General features: G+C 43.4%; 16 protein-coding genes and 1 other RNA gene. 1 reads left to right on the forward strand and 16 read right to left on the reverse strand.

The features are described from left to right. Positions 1-1,385: sensor histidine kinase (locus PS3_RS04375; RefSeq protein ID WP_040468123.1), on the reverse strand; the 1,385-nt coding region annotated here is incomplete at its 3' end. A gap of 3 nt (positions 1,386-1,388) precedes the next feature. Continuing rightward, entirely contained in the window at positions 1,389-2,108 is a 720-nt protein-coding gene (locus tag PS3_RS04380) for a response regulator transcription factor (RefSeq protein ID WP_007122178.1), read from the reverse strand. A gap of 134 nt (positions 2,109-2,242) precedes the next feature. Here PS3_RS04380 and ssrA point away from each other — a divergent pair. After that, positions 2,243-2,614: a transfer-messenger RNA gene (gene ssrA, locus PS3_RS10085) on the forward strand. Between the two features lie 223 nt (positions 2,615-2,837). Here ssrA and PS3_RS04385 read toward each other — a convergent pair. The 14 genes from PS3_RS04385 to PS3_RS04450 form a co-directional block, all read right to left on the reverse strand. Next, positions 2,838-3,197 (reverse strand): type II toxin-antitoxin system PemK/MazF family toxin, encoded by a 360-nt coding sequence (locus PS3_RS04385; RefSeq protein ID WP_040468125.1) that lies wholly within the window; start codon positions 3,195-3,197, stop codon positions 2,838-2,840. A gap of 58 nt (positions 3,198-3,255) precedes the next feature. Next, positions 3,256-3,504, reverse strand: coding sequence for an AbrB/MazE/SpoVT family DNA-binding domain-containing protein (locus PS3_RS04390; protein WP_040468126.1), 249 nt, complete (start codon positions 3,502-3,504; stop codon positions 3,256-3,258). Between the two features lie 76 nt (positions 3,505-3,580). Then, the gene (locus PS3_RS04395; RefSeq protein WP_040468127.1) at positions 3,581-3,763 is read right to left on the reverse strand and encodes a hypothetical protein; all 183 of its coding nucleotides are present in this window, start codon (positions 3,761-3,763) and stop codon (positions 3,581-3,583) included. Further along, the gene (locus PS3_RS10760) at positions 3,751-3,882 is read right to left on the reverse strand and encodes a hypothetical protein (RefSeq protein WP_268869364.1); all 132 of its coding nucleotides are present in this window, start codon (positions 3,880-3,882) and stop codon (positions 3,751-3,753) included. Before PS3_RS10760 ends, PS3_RS04395 begins: the two co-directional genes overlap by 13 nt. 419 nt (positions 3,883-4,301) lie before the next feature. After that, the gene (locus tag PS3_RS10445; RefSeq protein ID WP_050950830.1) at positions 4,302-5,573 is read right to left on the reverse strand and encodes a GH25 family lysozyme; all 1,272 of its coding nucleotides are present in this window, start codon (positions 5,571-5,573) and stop codon (positions 4,302-4,304) included. Then, positions 5,574-6,089 carry a phage holin, LLH family gene (locus tag PS3_RS04405; RefSeq protein WP_050950831.1) on the reverse strand — a complete coding sequence of 172 codons (516 nt, stop codon included), beginning with the start codon at positions 6,087-6,089 and terminating at the stop codon, positions 5,574-5,576. A gap of 275 nt (positions 6,090-6,364) precedes the next feature. Continuing rightward, positions 6,365-7,186: a hypothetical protein gene (locus PS3_RS09820; RefSeq protein ID WP_050950832.1), complete on the reverse strand. Its 822-nt coding sequence runs from the start codon at positions 7,184-7,186 to the stop codon at positions 6,365-6,367. An 11-nt stretch (positions 7,187-7,197) separates the two neighbouring features. Beyond that, a complete protein-coding gene (locus tag PS3_RS04420; protein WP_040468130.1) occupies positions 7,198-8,250 on the reverse strand; it encodes a BppU family phage baseplate upper protein in 1,053 nt (350 codons plus the stop codon). A gap of 16 nt (positions 8,251-8,266) precedes the next feature. Continuing rightward, complete coding sequence (locus PS3_RS09825) at positions 8,267-9,430, reverse strand: SGNH/GDSL hydrolase family protein (protein WP_050950833.1); 1,164 nt, start codon at positions 9,428-9,430, stop codon at positions 8,267-8,269. A 12-nt stretch (positions 9,431-9,442) separates the two neighbouring features. Continuing rightward, on the reverse strand, positions 9,443-9,751 hold the full coding sequence (locus tag PS3_RS04430; protein ID WP_040468131.1) for a hypothetical protein: 309 nt from the start codon (positions 9,749-9,751) through the stop codon (positions 9,443-9,445). After that, positions 9,751-9,942 (reverse strand): hypothetical protein, encoded by a 192-nt coding sequence (locus PS3_RS04435; protein WP_040468132.1) that lies wholly within the window; start codon positions 9,940-9,942, stop codon positions 9,751-9,753. Before PS3_RS04435 ends, PS3_RS04430 begins: the two co-directional genes overlap by 1 nt. Beyond that, positions 9,932-12,847 (reverse strand): tail fiber domain-containing protein, encoded by a 2,916-nt coding sequence (locus PS3_RS04440; protein WP_040468133.1) that lies wholly within the window; start codon positions 12,845-12,847, stop codon positions 9,932-9,934. The genes PS3_RS04435 and PS3_RS04440 overlap by 11 nt, the downstream gene beginning before the upstream one ends. Before the next feature lie 28 nt (positions 12,848-12,875). Continuing rightward, positions 12,876-15,047: a phage tail protein gene (locus PS3_RS04445; protein WP_040468134.1), complete on the reverse strand. Its 2,172-nt coding sequence runs from the start codon at positions 15,045-15,047 to the stop codon at positions 12,876-12,878. Next, entirely contained in the window at positions 15,044-15,880 is an 837-nt protein-coding gene (locus PS3_RS04450) for a phage tail domain-containing protein (RefSeq protein WP_007122181.1), read from the reverse strand. Before PS3_RS04450 ends, PS3_RS04445 begins: the two co-directional genes overlap by 4 nt. Between the last annotated feature and the right edge of the window lie 10 nt (positions 15,881-15,890).

A 15,890-nucleotide genomic window follows, 5' to 3' on the forward strand; every position in this document is an offset into this window, starting at 1 on the left:
TCACCATATTTGGTACTCATCCGCGACGGATCAGCCTTGTAATATCGGTCCCAGATATGCTTAATCTGATCTTCTGACATTCCAATCCCCGTATCAGAAACTGAGAATTCAGATCCATTCGCAACCAATTGTCCACTAATCGTGATTACCCCATTTTGGGTAAATTGAATCGCATTTTGGATAATATTAAACATAATCTGGACAAACCGATCATAATCAGCATAAACATCCATGGCTTTAGGAGCATATATTTCTATCCGATCTTGATTAGCTTCCGCCTTCTTGGACAACTGTTTATGTAAGGTTGCTAAAACAGCACTGGCATCAAAGATTTTCCGATCCATTGAAATTTGATTAGTCCGAATCTTTTCATAATCCAGATTATCGTTGACGAGTCGAATCAAACGCTTAGTATCATTTTGCATTAACTTAATACTTTGCATCCGATCTTCTTCTGGAATAGCATCATAAGCTAGCCCTTCCAGCAGTCCATTGATCGTGGTTAATGGGGTCCTCATTTCATGAGCCGCATTGGCCATAAACTGTTTGCGTCGCTCTTCTTGTTGGTGAATTTCCTCTTTTTGCGCTGCTAAGGAATCCACCATGAAGTTAAAGTCTTCACTCAGTTGATCCAATTCATCCTTACCTTTCGGGTTCAAATGGATATCATAATCACCTTGGGCAATTTGATGAGTCGCTAACTGAATCTTCTTAATCCGATTAGTTAAAGACCGGGCAATCAAGTAACTCAAACCAATGGCTAAAATCATCGCAATAATAAAGGCACCGACAAAGTTTAGAATTAACTGATTAATCGATTGATGAACAGTTGAAACATAAGTCCCAATCGCAACCACTGCCACCAATTTATTCTTATAGAAATATGGTCGAATGATTTCCGTCATTGGCGGACTGATTTTTTTACCGGATTTATCAGACTTCTTAGTATCTTTATCCTTGCTTGAAATGGTGTCATTAGGCTTCTTTTTAGCTTCTTTTTTGATGGAAGGATGATCGATCCGCCGATGGATCGTATCACCATCTTGTAATTTTTTCCAATCACTTGCCGTAATCTTTAATTGAAATTCGTTACTGGAGAAAACCTTCTTTTTATTACTTCCATATATTACAAAGTGAACATTTTGCATCGATAACAATTCGCCATTATAACGTAACGGATCATTATTAAAACCGACCACTTTTTGTTGGCTAGTATCATAGCGGACTGAAGTACTGACAATACTGTCAGCATACTTACTTAGTTGCATCCAAGTACTGCGATAGATGGTACTGTTAGTAACGCTAATAAAGGTGATCGTCAGCATGATCATAATGGTCGCAATTACCACTAGGTAACCGATCATCTGTCGATAAATTAGTCGCATACATTATTCACCCGCATCGGAATCATCAAACTTATATCCGACCCCCCAAACTGTTTGAATGACCTTTGGACCGGCTTTTTCAATCTTTTGCCGTAGTTTTTTAATATGGGCATCTACAGTCCGTTCATCACCATAAAATTCGTAATTCCAAACTAACTGTAATAATTGTTCCCGAGTAAAGACCTGCTTGGGCTTCATGGCCATGGTCTTCAAGAGGTCAAATTCCTTTGGTGTCAGGTCCTCGATTAATTGATCATTAATGTAGGCCTCACGAGTTTTACTGTTTAACTTAAAGTGATCCGTTTGAACATCGTATTCAGAATTTTCAGTTTCGGTATCATCCGAAATTTGACTCAATTGAATTCGACGATGTAAGGCCTTAATCCGGGCAATTAAAGTAATTGGACTAAAAGGCTTGGTAACGTAATCATCTGCGCCCATTTCCAAACCTAAAACTTGGTCACTTTCCGAATCACGAGCTGTTAACATAATGATCGGAATTGTTGGTGATTCCCGCCGGATATCAGCAGCAACTTGCATTCCGTCTTTTTTCGGTAGGTTCAAATCTAATAAGATGATGTCATAATCACCATTGGCTTCATTAAATTTATCAACCCCTTCTTCCCCATCATAAGCAAAGGTTGCTTCCCATTGTTCCTTTTTAAAGAACATGGCCATCATTGCCGAAACTGAATTATTATCTTCAATCATTAAAATTTTCATTGTATCGCTCCTTATATTCATAGAGTTCTAAAGTTATTATAAGCGACTTTATTGATTAAAGCATAGTCAAAACTTGATCGATTTATGAAATTGAAATTAAATTTAATTTGATGTACAATACTTTTACTCTTTTCGGGGATGTTCTTGGATTCGACGGGTATAGGTTGAGTTCCAACTGCGTTTCGAAGGTTGCGGCTTCGTAAAAACGCTCAGTTTTAAATTATAACTGCAAACAATAATTCAAACTCTTACGCTTTAGCTGCCTAAACCACAGCGGGTGTAAATCCAGCTGGGCTCGTCCATGGTGCAGTCCTGGGTTTTAACAATAGTGGACTACGTAATTAATTGCTGTTAGAAATTAATTAAAGAGTTTTTCTAACTAGCTAGGAAGATTAGCCTTGATTAGCGGCGGACGACCTAGCGAAATTTAAATAGTTAATCTATGAACGTAGACGTTGGAATGGCAATATGCTCGGACGCGGGTTCGACTCCCGCCATCTCCATTATGATGGGTAATCATAAATAATTAAGAATGACTAACCCTTGATATACCAACAAATAAATAATTATGAATCACTAAAAATAATCAAGTTGGCACACAAATGGCACACATGGATTAAAATTAGTGTGATTTCTTGACACGCAAATAAAAAAGACGGTATATTATGAGTGTTCCAACACTCTATACCGTCTGTCCCTTGCCTGTGCTAAAGCAAGGGTTTTTTTATTTTATAAATCCATTAAATCTCGTAACCGTTGGCTAACCAGTTTCGGAACCTCAACGTGTTCTACACGGGTCCACGATCTATTAGCAACATCCATAGATTTTACTTGACTACATAATAGAGTACCGGTGGTTTTAGTCCGTAAGCCTAATTTATCCCAATCAATCTCAATTTGGTAACTCCCCTTACGACTTGTAAATGGGATCGCAATTACAAACGGACTCGTGTCTTGCAATCCTTCATCACTAACTACCAACCACGGTCGATATCCTTGTTGGTCATGAGTTTGTTGTTCACCATGACGTAAATTTTCAACTTTAATGATATCCCCACGCTTTACTTGCGGAGAGACATAACTTTCCATATACACGCTCCAAATAATTTATTATTGTCGTTAACCGTGTTAACTCGCACGTCAGAGGCTATATGATTTCATTATCAGTCGGTGACAATTCAACTCGTTCAAACGGGTACGGCTGAGAAGGATCATAATTATCAAGCAGATAGGCTAACCTGGACTTTTTCTTGATTGGTGCAATCGTTATTTCGCCATTTTTGACATCTAAGCTAACTTCTTCGCCAACAGACAATCCAGCATTTTTTATCATTTCTGCTGATAAAATGATTCCTTGACTATTCCCCCACTTCCTTAATTTTGACTTTGTTTTCATGACATATCTCCTTACAGTTCCAAGTGAAACGTTACAAATTAAGTATAACACGTTTAAACATGATAACAATTAAAATTTACTTTAGATCTTTCATTCGCTCTTCTATCATATTACGTAACTCTTGTAACTCATCTTCGCTTGCATACTCAGTAATAAACTTACGTGCTTTTGACCGATATTGATAAAGCTTCATCTTATCCTTATTTGCATCATTCCATTTTTTATTAGCTCGTTTCCGGGCTTCGCTTATTTGAGCCACCAGATAACACCTCCAATCAATCCGATCAAAACAACCCATTCTATTGCTTGAATTGCCATTTCCTTTTTGGTGTTTTTATGGGCTTCAATTTTGACATGTTTGCTTTCGTGTAAAATCATTTGTCAACCTCCCATTATTAATCTATAATAAGTACCAGAAAGGCAGGCAGTTGGATTACCTGCCTAGAGATCTTAGTTAATCTCAAAATGTAGAGTTAAAGTCACGATTACTAATCTGATCGTTAAGTTAATCGATGTTAATTGTGGCTTTTTTCTACCCTGAAAGAACATGAGGCCTCACCTCCTTTCTGGTACATCTATTATAATACACTTATTTAGGTACATAATCAAGTGTATTTGATAAATAATTTAAGTGAATTATCCACAACAAAAAAGCCCTACCGACCAGCATTCTTGCCAGTTAGTAGGGCTTATATAGTATCAACTAAGCGGTATTAAATTAATGTGTGACTATCCAAATTAAAATGATTCCAATTGCAATATCAACAACCAGGTTGATTAGCTTTGACCAGTCCATACTAATTCACGTTGGCCACGGCGATGTTACCATCGACACCAAAACCGGCCCAGTTATCCGCAAATTGCCAGACAGCCACGCCGTCCATTGACGGGAAGTAGTTCATGTTAGCTTGCCATTGCGCTGCTGTCGTTGGATAACTAGCGACCCAGAGAGAGTTCGGGAACTCTGCTAACACCTCAGACGTGTTGACATTGTTCCGGAGAGCACTAGCGCCTGAATAGAGCATCGTCTTATAACCAGCCGCTTGAACCGTCCGCATGAATGCCAGGATTGCTTGCGTGTTGGCCTCGGTATTGCCATAGATATAATTACCATCCCCAGTTTCCCAATCAAGACAGAGGTAACTTCCAGCTGGTAAGCCGGCGGCTTGGGCTTGTTGGATGGCAAAGTTAGCTTGATTAACGGCGGCATAGCTGTCATTGCTAAAGGTCGCAAAGTGGTAAGCCATCGTGTACATGTTGTTAGCTTGCGCACTAGCGATTTGGCCGCTTGCGTTGTAGTTTACATAGCCTGTCCCCTCTGATACCTTGACGATCGCATATTTGGCCCCGCTAGCCGCATAACCGCTTAAATCAGTTCCCTGGAAGCTTGACACGTCAACCCCGTAGTCTCCGCTTTGGATTCCGCCTTGCAACACGCCATCCGTGTCTGCGTGATAACTAGCTCCGTTGATGGTTACGTCTCGATTCTTGGCTAAGACACCATCTTGATCGAAGTAGTAGCTATGACCCCAATTCGTGTATACGTAATTCCGAGCTAACACACCGTCAGGCTTGAAATAATACGTATTACCCCAGTTAGAGTAGAACCGGTCTTGATATAAAGCCCCATCGCTACCAAAGTAATAGGTGTTACCCCAGTTACTATAAAATTGATCAGTGTAACGCTTGCCATCCGCACCGTAGTAGTAGGTGTGCCCCCAATTGCTATAAAAGTAGTCAGCGACCTGCTCTCCTTCTTGATTATAGTAGTGGTCACCGCCATCACTGAAACCGTCTTTGACCATGACCCCGTCATCGTTGAAGTGATAGACGGTACCATCAATCTTGGCGGTCTTATTGGTTAACCGATAACCATCCGCGTTAAAGTAGTAGTTGTTACCCCACTTATACAACCATTGGTCCTTGATCGTCTTGCCATCAATCTTATAAGTAACTTTAGATCCGGCGTCATCCGTCTTGGATGATCCATTGGCGATTACTGGTGAGGTTACCAAAATAAAAGCGGACGCTAATGCGACCGCTCCCCATTTGACTTTATTTTTAATCATCTAGTTTACTCCCCCTTTTTCGCTGAGACTGTTGTATGCGGCAACGGCTTCACTAGCTGTTTGACTAGCCTGAGCAAGTTGTGATTCAGCTACACTAGCCGATAAGCTGGCGCTTTGACTATCTAACTGGCTAGCTTGCTTTGATTCAGCTTCTTCTTTCGTCACGGCTGGGTAGGAGTCTAAAGCACCATCCGCTTTGAGCTGTGCGTAAGCCGCTTCCACGGCATTCGTCAGCTCCTTGGTAGTCGTTGCCGTAAAGCCCAGCTTAACCAAGGCTTCCTTAACGTAAGTGACCGCTCCTTGAAGTTGTGCACTTCCTGGCACATAGCCATCACTAGCGATCTTTTCCATCATCACGACCGCCTCTTTGGCGTATTGAGCCAAGTAAGCCACGTAATTGGCGTCTGTTTTAGCTGCTGTGTTGTTTTTAAGCAGGTTTGATAGATAAGGCGTGCTAGCCGTTAAAATGGCGATAGCGACCGCCACAATCCATTGTGCAATCGTCTGTGTGTTCATTTTTAGTTGTCCTTCCTTTTTTCGTGATAGTTCCTAAAATCTTCTAGTTTAATGATCCTTGTTTCATGATTGTCGAGTATACGGTCTTGCTGATCGTTAATGCTGCGCTCTTGCTTAATTGTGTCATTTAGTTGGTCTAGCGACTGATTTGTTGGTCGTAAGGCTAACCTTATTACATATAGGAGCCCGGCAAGCATCGAGGCTCCAATTGTGATAATTGAAGCAATCTCGTCCCAACCAAGCCCCCAAAATCCATGTGGTGGCAGTTTAATCACCTACTTTCCGTTTGTTGTTGACGACGTCGAACTTAGTGTTGCAATCTTGGCCATGAGCGTGTTGACGCTATCGTTAAGTTTGACGATCGTTTGAGCTTGTGTGTTGACCTGATCTTGGAGTTTGCTAACCTTGTCACTTAGCGTTGCCACCGTGTCCTTATCGGCGATATTAGCGATGGTGGATAAGTCCGCTTTGTTAGATAATTTAGTGTCCAACTGACTGGCCGTGTAGTAGCTCGTCAGCGTCGCCTTATCAACCTTATCGGTCAACAACTTAGTCAAGGTATCGGTGGCGGTATAGGCACTCAGATCCGGTTGTGGGAGGACAAAGTTAAGGGTGTGAGTCGTCCCATCAACACTATCCGTCACGCTTGCACTACCGCCAGTCGTCACTGATCCAATCTTAAAGCTTGGCGTGACCCCGTCCTTCCCAGCTGCTGCTTTCGGTAAAACAATATCAAGCTTGACATCACTAGTGGTCCCGGCATTGGTAACGCTAGCTTGTTCCCCTATCGTGACTGAATTAATCACAAAGCTAACCCCGGCATCACCTTTGGCGCCTTGAGTCCCTTGGGTTCCAATCGCCACTTGGCCACTATCTTGACCATCGATTAACCAATGCCCATTCGTATCACTGATCGTTAAGACTGGCGCCTTCGCTTTAGTGCCCGAGTCAACGCCGTTGATCAACCAATCCCCCGTGGCCGCATCAATCGTTGGTAGCAGCTTTGCCAGGTCCGATTGCTTAATCGCCACGGTGCCATCATCTTGTAAGTTAAGCGAGATGACGGTTTTATCTCCTAGAATGTCTGTCTCAGCCATCTAATCACCTCCTACCATTGTAGGGTCAAGGCCACTTGGAAGACCCAACCCGGATCACCAGTACTGCCGCCACCCGTAATGTTTTGCAAAGTCAAGGTCGTTCCATTTAAGCCCCACCAAAGCGTAATGCCCTTATCCGCGGGCATTTCGTTATTGATAATTTGGACGTTTTGCGCTCCACTTAAGGCGGTCAATTGGAAAGCATTCCGTCGTGGCCCCCACGGGCTGAGACTTTCGTTTAAATGCATATTTCCATTCACCGTTAGTGTATTAATAGTCCCAATCCGGGTTCGCCGCACTACCAAGGCCCCACTCGCCCCATTCAGATAGTTGATCCCCTTGGAAGTAAATCCGGAATCACTAACTAAGGAATTATGAAGTGCCTTTACTTGTTCCCACGCGCCACCGGTGATTTGGTTGGCATTAAGAGTGCCCCCAACATTAACATTGGCGAATTGTTGGGTCCCCGTGAAGGTATTGTTGGTGCCGACCTTAGCCACCCCCGTCGATTCGATGGTGGATTGCATGGCTTTTAGTTCGGTTGTCATGGCGGCTTGTGCCGTTTGCAACGCTTTGGTTTGCGTGGTTAGTGGATCATACATCGCCAAGGCCGACTTTTCGGCTTGCGCCACGCTATCCAAGTAAAGTTCTGATTGACTAGTCGTGATGGCTAGACCGTTTTCGTAGACACTAATGCCGACGTTAACCGTTGAGACTACTTGACTGTCCTTTAAGATTTGTAAGAAGGCCCGTTGGTAGTCCCCAGTGGCTTGATAGAAAGCACTAGGAATCGACAAGTTAACCAATCCCTTGCTAGCGTTAACCACCGTTGCCGTGGTCGTAGTCTTAACTACTCCCGCACTATCCTTACCAGATAGCTTGATTGTGTAACCGGATAAGTTCCAAGCAGATTGCACACCGCCCGACGTCTGCATGAGTTGCAAGTAAGCCGTCCGCATATTATCGCCTTGCCGACCACTCAATTCTTGAATCGCCGTGGTGTCATCACTGGGCAAAGTGGTATCAATGGGCGTATAGTTCCGCCCCGCATATCGTTCTGTCATATTTTACTCCTTTCATTTAGTAACCTTGATTGAGTTGATCAATCATCAAATTGAGCGCCGTTGCGGCGTTTTTAAAATCGGTATTTAGCTCGGTGATCACTTCATCAATGATCAAGCTCGTCGGTGGGGTCATGGCCTCCACACTGACTAAATTTCCGTTGCCATCATCGATTTCGGTTGATCCGAGTAAATCAATCGTGGTTTGACGCAATAATAAAACCGTGTCAATCAGGTAATTCCTGCAGGCACGGTTTAGTAAGGTAAATGATTTAGCCGTCCACCCAACTTCAGCGGCATTGACACCGGCAATCTTGCACATTGCGTTGATAATCTTGCTGACATTGCTGTTGAATTTGCTGTTGAGTTCGCACGTCACATTAATCGTCTCTAGCGTGATCTTGTCAAACTTCGGTGTCGTGACTATTGCTGATGGTTGACTGGCTCTTCCATTATCCAAGGTTGACCAGTCAATCGAGGGGGTGTTGTCATGGTCGATTACCACCCCGCTTGACGAGTTATCACCTGCCGTAACGGCCTTACCGGCTAGATAAGTCGCATTGTAAGTTGGTTCCAGTGACTTGATCCAGCTGGCCAACCTTGCCGCCATTTGCTGTTGGATAGCGTTAACCGGGTGGATTTGACCATCGCCCAACGTTTGATTACGATTCGCATAAGTGATTAGGGGACTATCCCGCCAATCATAGCTTGGTAGGTTAAGCGTTGCTGCCTCCTGTTTGATCGTATCGTAGATTTGACGTTGGCTGTAACCGGCTTCGTTAACCACTCCATCATCGGATCCTTTGGCAAAGCTGGGCGTTGGCAGCTCGATGTAAATCCGAATTGTTGGATTATCTGATCTCATCTTGGTGATTCCAGTCGACATAGCGGATGTAATCTGCTTAGGGCTTGAGTGCGGGAAGTCGTCAAAATCGTTAATTCCGTAGCCCAGTAAAGCAACGTCGTAGTTCTTAAAATTAAACTTAGCAACTTGTTCAAGAAAGTTGTCCTTGTTATCAACGTCCGCCCACCTAGTACCGCCAATAGCTTGATTATCAACCGTCCAGCCCAGTGCAGAACCAATCGCGTCGGGGATGGTTGGGTTCGCTCGCGGGTGGGCCGAATCAAAACCGGTCGTCCCCCACAAAATTGAATCCCCCAGTACAATCATTCTGGTGGTCATCCTGACCACCTCCTATTGCTCAGCACTCGCCGGGGCTGGACTAGCTTGAGCACTTGGGGCAGTGGCTGTCTTGTTCGCATTCAGAGCTTCCGCCGTAAAAAAGTTCCGACTAAGCTTCAAAGCCAGATTAACGGTCACCGTCTTATTAATGTTATCGAAGGTTTGTGGGGCCGTTAAATCAGCTTGTTGGATCCGCACCCGTGCACTGGCATAGCCATTAGTCTCACTTTCTTGTCCAGCTAAGGCTACTTCCACATATTGAGTCGATCCATCCTCATTGAGCACCGTATTAATATTAGTTGCATGGACTTTGTAGGTCATTAACGACGCCCTCCTTTCTTGGCATCAGCTGTCGCTTCCTCAGTTGGCTTTAATTTGTCTAATTCGGCTTGGAGACTGTTGACTTGATCTTGCAACTTCTCCACCGTGACTTGCGATAGCGTTAATTGACTTTCTAGACTACCTAACTTAGCCGCATAGGCTTGGGTTAATTCTTCTAAGTTAAATTCCATTAGTTTTCTCAACTTTCTCTAATCGTTTCGTTAATTCTTGCACGGCGCCCATCAGGGCACCAATAATATTATCATCGTCCCGCGCCGGTGCATCTCCATAAGTAGCTGCGATAAATTCGGGCGGGGTATTATATTGTGCTACTTGATTGACGTCATCAATAATTGGCCCAAAATGGCGGAAATTACTTCCGCTAGCTACTTCTGCCTTAAAGGTAAAGCTGGTCAAGTCTGTTTGATTAATTAAGGCCAAGCAATAAGCCGGATCTAAACGTTCAATATTCGTTTTTAATGACAAGGCTGAATGGAGCGAATGCCCCATCGCTTCAACGTAACCGGCCACCCACGACCAGCCTTGGACGCGCAACTGACAGCCCACCGCCGAGGTAGTGTCATCGCCATGCACATTAATTAAAGCATCATGAATGTTGATTCCCGTTCCCGTCCCTTGCGATACCGACTTATACTTTAAACTGGCCCCCGATTGATCGATATACAGGCCATTGATAACATCCGTTTTCAGCCCGACTCCATAGTGGTATTCAAAATAGGGATCTTTATTACCAACGACTAATTTTGAATACGTGGCATTATTAGTATGCGTTTCCCACCGGTTATCTTCATTGGAGACAATTAACCGGCCCTGCCGATCCAGATTATCAATGTCACGAACCGCAAAGCCCCCTTTATTCTTACCATGATAGTTAATGGATAATTCGTTGGTCGTGGTATTACCAATCGGTGAACCAGCAATCCCAATAAAGCCTGGTTCTACATTATTTTTACTAAACACCACTTGATCCTTAGTAAAGTAGGTTCCTGACCCATTACCCGTTCGGAAATCAATCAAACCCTGATTTAGGTTCACTTTTAAAGTCCCCGTGGCAATGGTTCCGGAAGTGATCTTATCGGCCGACAATTCACTAATAGCCACGCCAGGAATAAACGCCGTTCCCGTGAAAACAGTCGTCCCAGCATCCATCACTAACTTGCCTCGTCCATTGTTAATTTGGATTAAGCCATTGCCCCCAGCTTGTAGATTGATTTGTGAGATTAAATCTTTGGTGGCCACTCGCAGGTTAATTGCCTCCGCTAACTGACTAACCTTACTCGAAAAGGTCTCATTGGCGACTTTAGTCTGGATTAAATTACTCAGTTCGTTGAACTGTGCTTGAGAGGCCTTATCTCTGACCACTCCTTGAAGGCCGTCTAGGCTGGCTGTCAGGTTAGTAACACTTTGACTGGTGGCCAAGTCGCTTGGCGCTGGCGACCAGTCAGTCGGCTGCGATCCACGCTCTAACTGTGGATGATATAACTTGATGTAAGTCCCAGTCGCCATGTTGATAATCTTAGTTAAATTGATTAGATCCAGTAACCGAAGCTTGCCGCCTGCTACATCGTCTTGTGACGGCGTGTAAGTTGTCCACAGCCGATAAGTATTATTGCCAATCTTTTCCAACTTACCGTTGACGACGATGTGTTTCTTTGTGTTAAACCATGACATTTGAGGGGTAGCTGTAAGCAAGCTAGCGTCCGTGTCAATCATGATTGATTGGCAGTAAGTAGTGTTTGCTTGCCAACCATAGTAAGATGTAAAACTTGACACCGATCCACTCTGTGGAAGGACTTCGCCAGCATCAACCGTCGTTGGTAGCTGATGGTAAACTTTGCCATCTTGCCACGTCGTGTTACTGATACCGTAGCCAAGGATTAACGTGCCATCACTGTTACTAATCAGGTTGACACCACCAATCTTGGTTCTGTCAACCTGGTCTTGTAGCTTATTGATAGCCAGCGAGAACAAATCTGCTTTCTGATTCACAGTTGTCTGTACAAAGGATTGGCTCGCCAGACCGTTAGTGGCGCTGGTGATGTCGCTCTTCCAGACTTTCGACGAGATCGCATCACTAGCCGTTTTCAAGGTGGCCGCTTGTTGGATAACCATATTGTTGAGTGCGTCAACCGTCGTCTTGTCAGCTTTAAACGCAATGTCGTTTTTGTTATGATTGATCTGCGTTTGGGCACTGGTTACCAAGTTTTTCAGCGATGAGATATCCAATTGAGTAGTAACCGCCACCCACGATGACCAAGAACCGTTGTTAGTGCGATAGAACCGTTTTCCCGGCTTATCGTCGGCTTGCCATGTCTGGTAAATCCGGCCATTACCATCGTTGCGAACTGTGACCAAGCACCGCTCCGTTGACGGCGCGTTGGTGGTATCAGTCCGATGGATGGAGTAGATTCCAGTTGTGGTCAGGCGGTTCAGGTCTTGTTGGCTATCCGATAAGACTTGCGTCTTGACCGAATTCTCTACCTCACTCACCCGCTGGCTAAAGCCGTGGACCGTCTGGTCAAAAACACTAACCGCTCCCTGCGCGTTGGTGGCCACGGTCTTCGCCTCCTGCGCCGTTTGAGTGGCGACTATCACGTCACTGGCCGCATTGGTGGCAATCGTCTGGGCACTTGCAGCCGTTACTTTAGCCTGAACAGCAGCCTCGTTGGCGCCCTTGGCGGTCACACTAGCCTCACTGGCGGTTCGTTTTACCACTACTGTCTCGGCCGATTGACTAGCCAAAGCCGTCGTTAATTGATCAAGGGCTTGTTGATTGGCGACTAAATCGCGATGATCGGCCGCTTGTATCTTGCCTGTCTCTTTAACTTCTTCAAGTGCGCTATGAGCAGTTGACCATGCCTCGTTGATATTTTGCTTAGCTTCTGTTAAAGCTTCATCTTGTGCCTTGATGGCGTCATCATGGACTTTAGACTGTTCAACCAGTTTATCCGCCTGTTTGGCAGTCTGGTTAGCCTCTTTAATGGCGGGTTGAACCACCTTATAGTTTAAATCAGAGATCGCCTGTGAAACCGCCCCAGATTTCCCGTCATATTTGATATCGATCTTTCTGATCACATCTATAATGTCATCGAGTGTGGGTTCCTTATTGATTGGTCTCACCTCCTACATAATTATTAAGCCAATTCTGGTTGGTACGACTGATTTTAGTCGCATCAACCAATTGTCGTTGAACTGAGCTTATTTTTTTCTCTTGAGATGTATAAAAGTCAAGTATTGTTGCGGGATTTGAATTGTACGTTACAGAAGGCTGTTGAGCACTGGAGTAGGGATACTGAGTATACCCTACTAACTTTAAATCTGTCTCATAATCAGCTGGTCTAATAGAAACATGTGTTATGTCACCTTTAACAATCTCCGTATTAGGATCTAGTGTTGCAGTTAGATTAAACTCAGGGTTTAAGCTAAACGTTTTATCAGCGTACTTTTTCATTTCTTCAACGGTTGAAATAGAATCACTAGTGATATCATCCGTCTCATGAACTCCCCAACGTTTGGCAGATTCTTGATTAATATAATAAAACGGCGTGAAGTAATAAACCGTCACGGTACTCTCACCTGATCCACCAGAGCCGCTTGTCGTTCCGTTTCCAACAAATGCCGCAATTTTAGGATTTCTAATCCAAAAATCAGCAGGATAACCATCAATATTACCAATGTAACATTTTTGCCCTGGCTGAGGTTCGGCAATGAACTGTCTATTGTCTAATGCCCAGACAACATGGTATGAAGATCCTCGGGAGCCATAAAAACCCATATCTCCGGTTTGGACTTCAGACCTATTAATAACGTTTCCTTGGCTTTCAAGAGTAGTGGTGGCTCCCCATCCAATATCAAGGCCACAAGCCTGTGCTATTTTCTCACCAAGCCCAGAACAATCCATGCCTGCTTTTGGGTCTCCACTGGCACTGTGGCCTCCACCATACACATAGTCAATACCCACATAACTTTTAGCAACGCTAATCCACTTTTTAGCCCCCATATTTTCTTCAGACTTTGCAACTTTATCCATCCGTTTGGTTCCGGTTGGGCCCCAACCGCCCACATGGCAATCAGAAACCCAATTAGAATCATTAAAAAGGGCTAACAACTGATCAAAACCTGACCAGATATTAGTATGACCAGATACCTGATATTTCTTAAATGATGAATCAATGTATTGAAGCAGCCCTTTCGAAGGAGTTCCTTTCGCCGCATTGCTATCCCAGTTATTAATTGCCTTCTCATCTCCATGTGATTCATGTTGGATCACGCTTTTAATCAATTCAACCTGTGAATCAGAAATGGATACATTCATCATAGAAGCAGCATTTCTAATTGCCGGACCCCAATCTCCATTTTGAGCAGTGGTAATTCCAGAAACATTGCCAGAAGATGCATCATTGTAAGAAGCACCAATTAACCGAGCAGCGTTTGTTAAGTTAGTTGTGTCATAACTTAACTGCATTTCAGAAGTGTCATGGAGATAATCAATCCTATTTCCGTTATGCTTATAAAACTCTGTATCAGAATAAATATTAAGCTTAAAGTTATCAGGCATTATAATTGCCGACGTCCAATTAGTTTTGATTAAATCTATCACGTCTGCTGCCTGCAAATCCTGATTTAAGGCAATCGCAACTGGTGAAAAATCCCCATGAATTTCATAGGTTATCTGTTCACCAATTTTTCCAGATGGGAAAAATGATTTCAATAATTCACTAACAGAAACAACGGTCGTTTGTTGATCATTATTAATAGTCGAATTGTCATTACTTACCGTACTATCCGTAGTTGCATCATCGGACTCATTGGTTTTGTCTTGTAATTCTGAAGGATCAATTTCCTTTTCCGTTCGTCCTTCTTTAGCAGTAGGATTCTGGAGATGGTTATCAGCATCTAACCACCTCATTTCTGTTGCATGGTATATTCTTGAACTTTGAAGCACTTCATAAACCACATGAGTTGCAGTAACAGAAAAAGTCGTAATTCCACCCGAATAATCAGGGGTAATTTGTTTAATAACATACCACTGTCCGTCAACGTTCACTTGATTTTGAACCAACAAAGCCTGAAACGCGGCCGATCCATCATCGGCCGCAGTAAAAGTGGCCTGAAACGTCTCATTCAGCTCCCATTCAACAGATACGGAATCCGGAGCAAACGAGTGAAGCGTATAAGTAGTAGTGTCAACCTTGTCATCCTTAACATTACTATGCGTATATGACTTGCCCCGAACAAGAATGAGTCCCGCAGTATTCTTCTTAGTTGTACTCATAATACATAAATAAAGGGAAAACTAAATGTGATATCGATTGAACTGGCTTCACTAACAGTAATCTCATTCCATCCCGGCTTTAAACTGATATAACCGTAGTTTGTATTCACATTTACATTTTTCCCGTTTTCATATGTGGTAAGTGTTTTCCCGTCAAACAGTAATTGTTTCCCCTCACACGATTTTAGATATCTCCATTCTGTATTAGTGGTACTATTCGTTACCTTACATGAATTTCCCTCAAACGTAACTAAGAGTCTCAGATCATGCGATTGATAATATGGATCAATTGTAATGTCACTAGCGTTATATACCCTAAATGACATGCTTGTGAAGTGATAGTTCATCAGATCATTAGCTATATCCATTCCATATTGACCCTCACCTGGTTGCGCATCTGAACGATACCTTGAATATCGGTACCCATCAGGGACATCAAAAGGAATTGTAAATTTAGCCTCATGCGAATAGTCTTCTAATGGTGCGATATCAAATGGCGTTACATATCCAAAATATACTTTATCGGGATTCACATCGGTTCGGACTCGAACTTTCTCACGATCTGCAAATAGTCGATAAATTTCATGCTTAGCAAGCTGAAAGTCTTGCCATTGACCGAAATGCAAAAAGAACGGTTCATTTACCGTCCTTTTCGCTAGTGTTTGGCCTAAAAATTGAGAACCATCCCGTCCCTGATAATCCTGATATAAATTTGTCCACTGAGGGGATGAAGATTCATTAGCAACGCCTAAGTATTTTAACCCTTTGATACAATCGGCAGGATTAAATTCTTCTTCATCACCGATCTTTAAATAAATATTTGGTTGTTGCATTTTCCTTCGT

The organism is Limosilactobacillus gastricus PS3, from assembly GCF_000247775.1.
Lineage (GTDB): Bacteria > Bacillota > Bacilli > Lactobacillales > Lactobacillaceae > Limosilactobacillus > Limosilactobacillus gastricus_A.

Coding starts and splice junctions, on each gene's coding strand:
- PS3_RS04380 (WP_007122178.1), bottom strand. CDS start 2,108: ATGAAAATTTTAATGATTGAAGATAATAATTCAGTTTCGGCAATGATG.
- PS3_RS04385 (WP_040468125.1), bottom strand. CDS start 3,197: ATGGAAAGTTATGTCTCTCCGCAAGTAAAGCGTGGGGATATCATTAAA.
- PS3_RS04390 (WP_040468126.1), bottom strand. CDS start 3,504: ATGAAAACAAAGTCAAAATTAAGGAAGTGGGGGAATAGTCAAGGAATC.
- PS3_RS10760 (WP_268869364.1), bottom strand. CDS start 3,882: ATGATTTTACACGAAAGCAAACATGTCAAAATTGAAGCCCATAAAAAC.
- PS3_RS10445 (WP_050950830.1), bottom strand. CDS start 5,573: ATGATTAAAAATAAAGTCAAATGGGGAGCGGTCGCATTAGCGTCCGCT.
- PS3_RS04405 (WP_050950831.1), bottom strand. CDS start 6,089: ATGAACACACAGACGATTGCACAATGGATTGTGGCGGTCGCTATCGCC.
- PS3_RS09820 (WP_050950832.1), bottom strand. CDS start 7,186: ATGGCTGAGACAGACATTCTAGGAGATAAAACCGTCATCTCGCTTAAC.
- PS3_RS04420 (WP_040468130.1), bottom strand. CDS start 8,250: ATGACAGAACGATATGCGGGGCGGAACTATACGCCCATTGATACCACT.
- PS3_RS09825 (WP_050950833.1), bottom strand. CDS start 9,430: ATGACCACCAGAATGATTGTACTGGGGGATTCAATTTTGTGGGGGACG.
- PS3_RS04430 (WP_040468131.1), bottom strand. CDS start 9,751: ATGACCTACAAAGTCCATGCAACTAATATTAATACGGTGCTCAATGAG.
- PS3_RS04435 (WP_040468132.1), bottom strand. CDS start 9,942: ATGGAATTTAACTTAGAAGAATTAACCCAAGCCTATGCGGCTAAGTTA.
- PS3_RS04445 (WP_040468134.1), bottom strand. CDS start 15,047: ATGAGTACAACTAAGAAGAATACTGCGGGACTCATTCTTGTTCGGGGC.
- PS3_RS04450 (WP_007122181.1), bottom strand. CDS start 15,880: ATGCAACAACCAAATATTTATTTAAAGATCGGTGATGAAGAAGAATTT.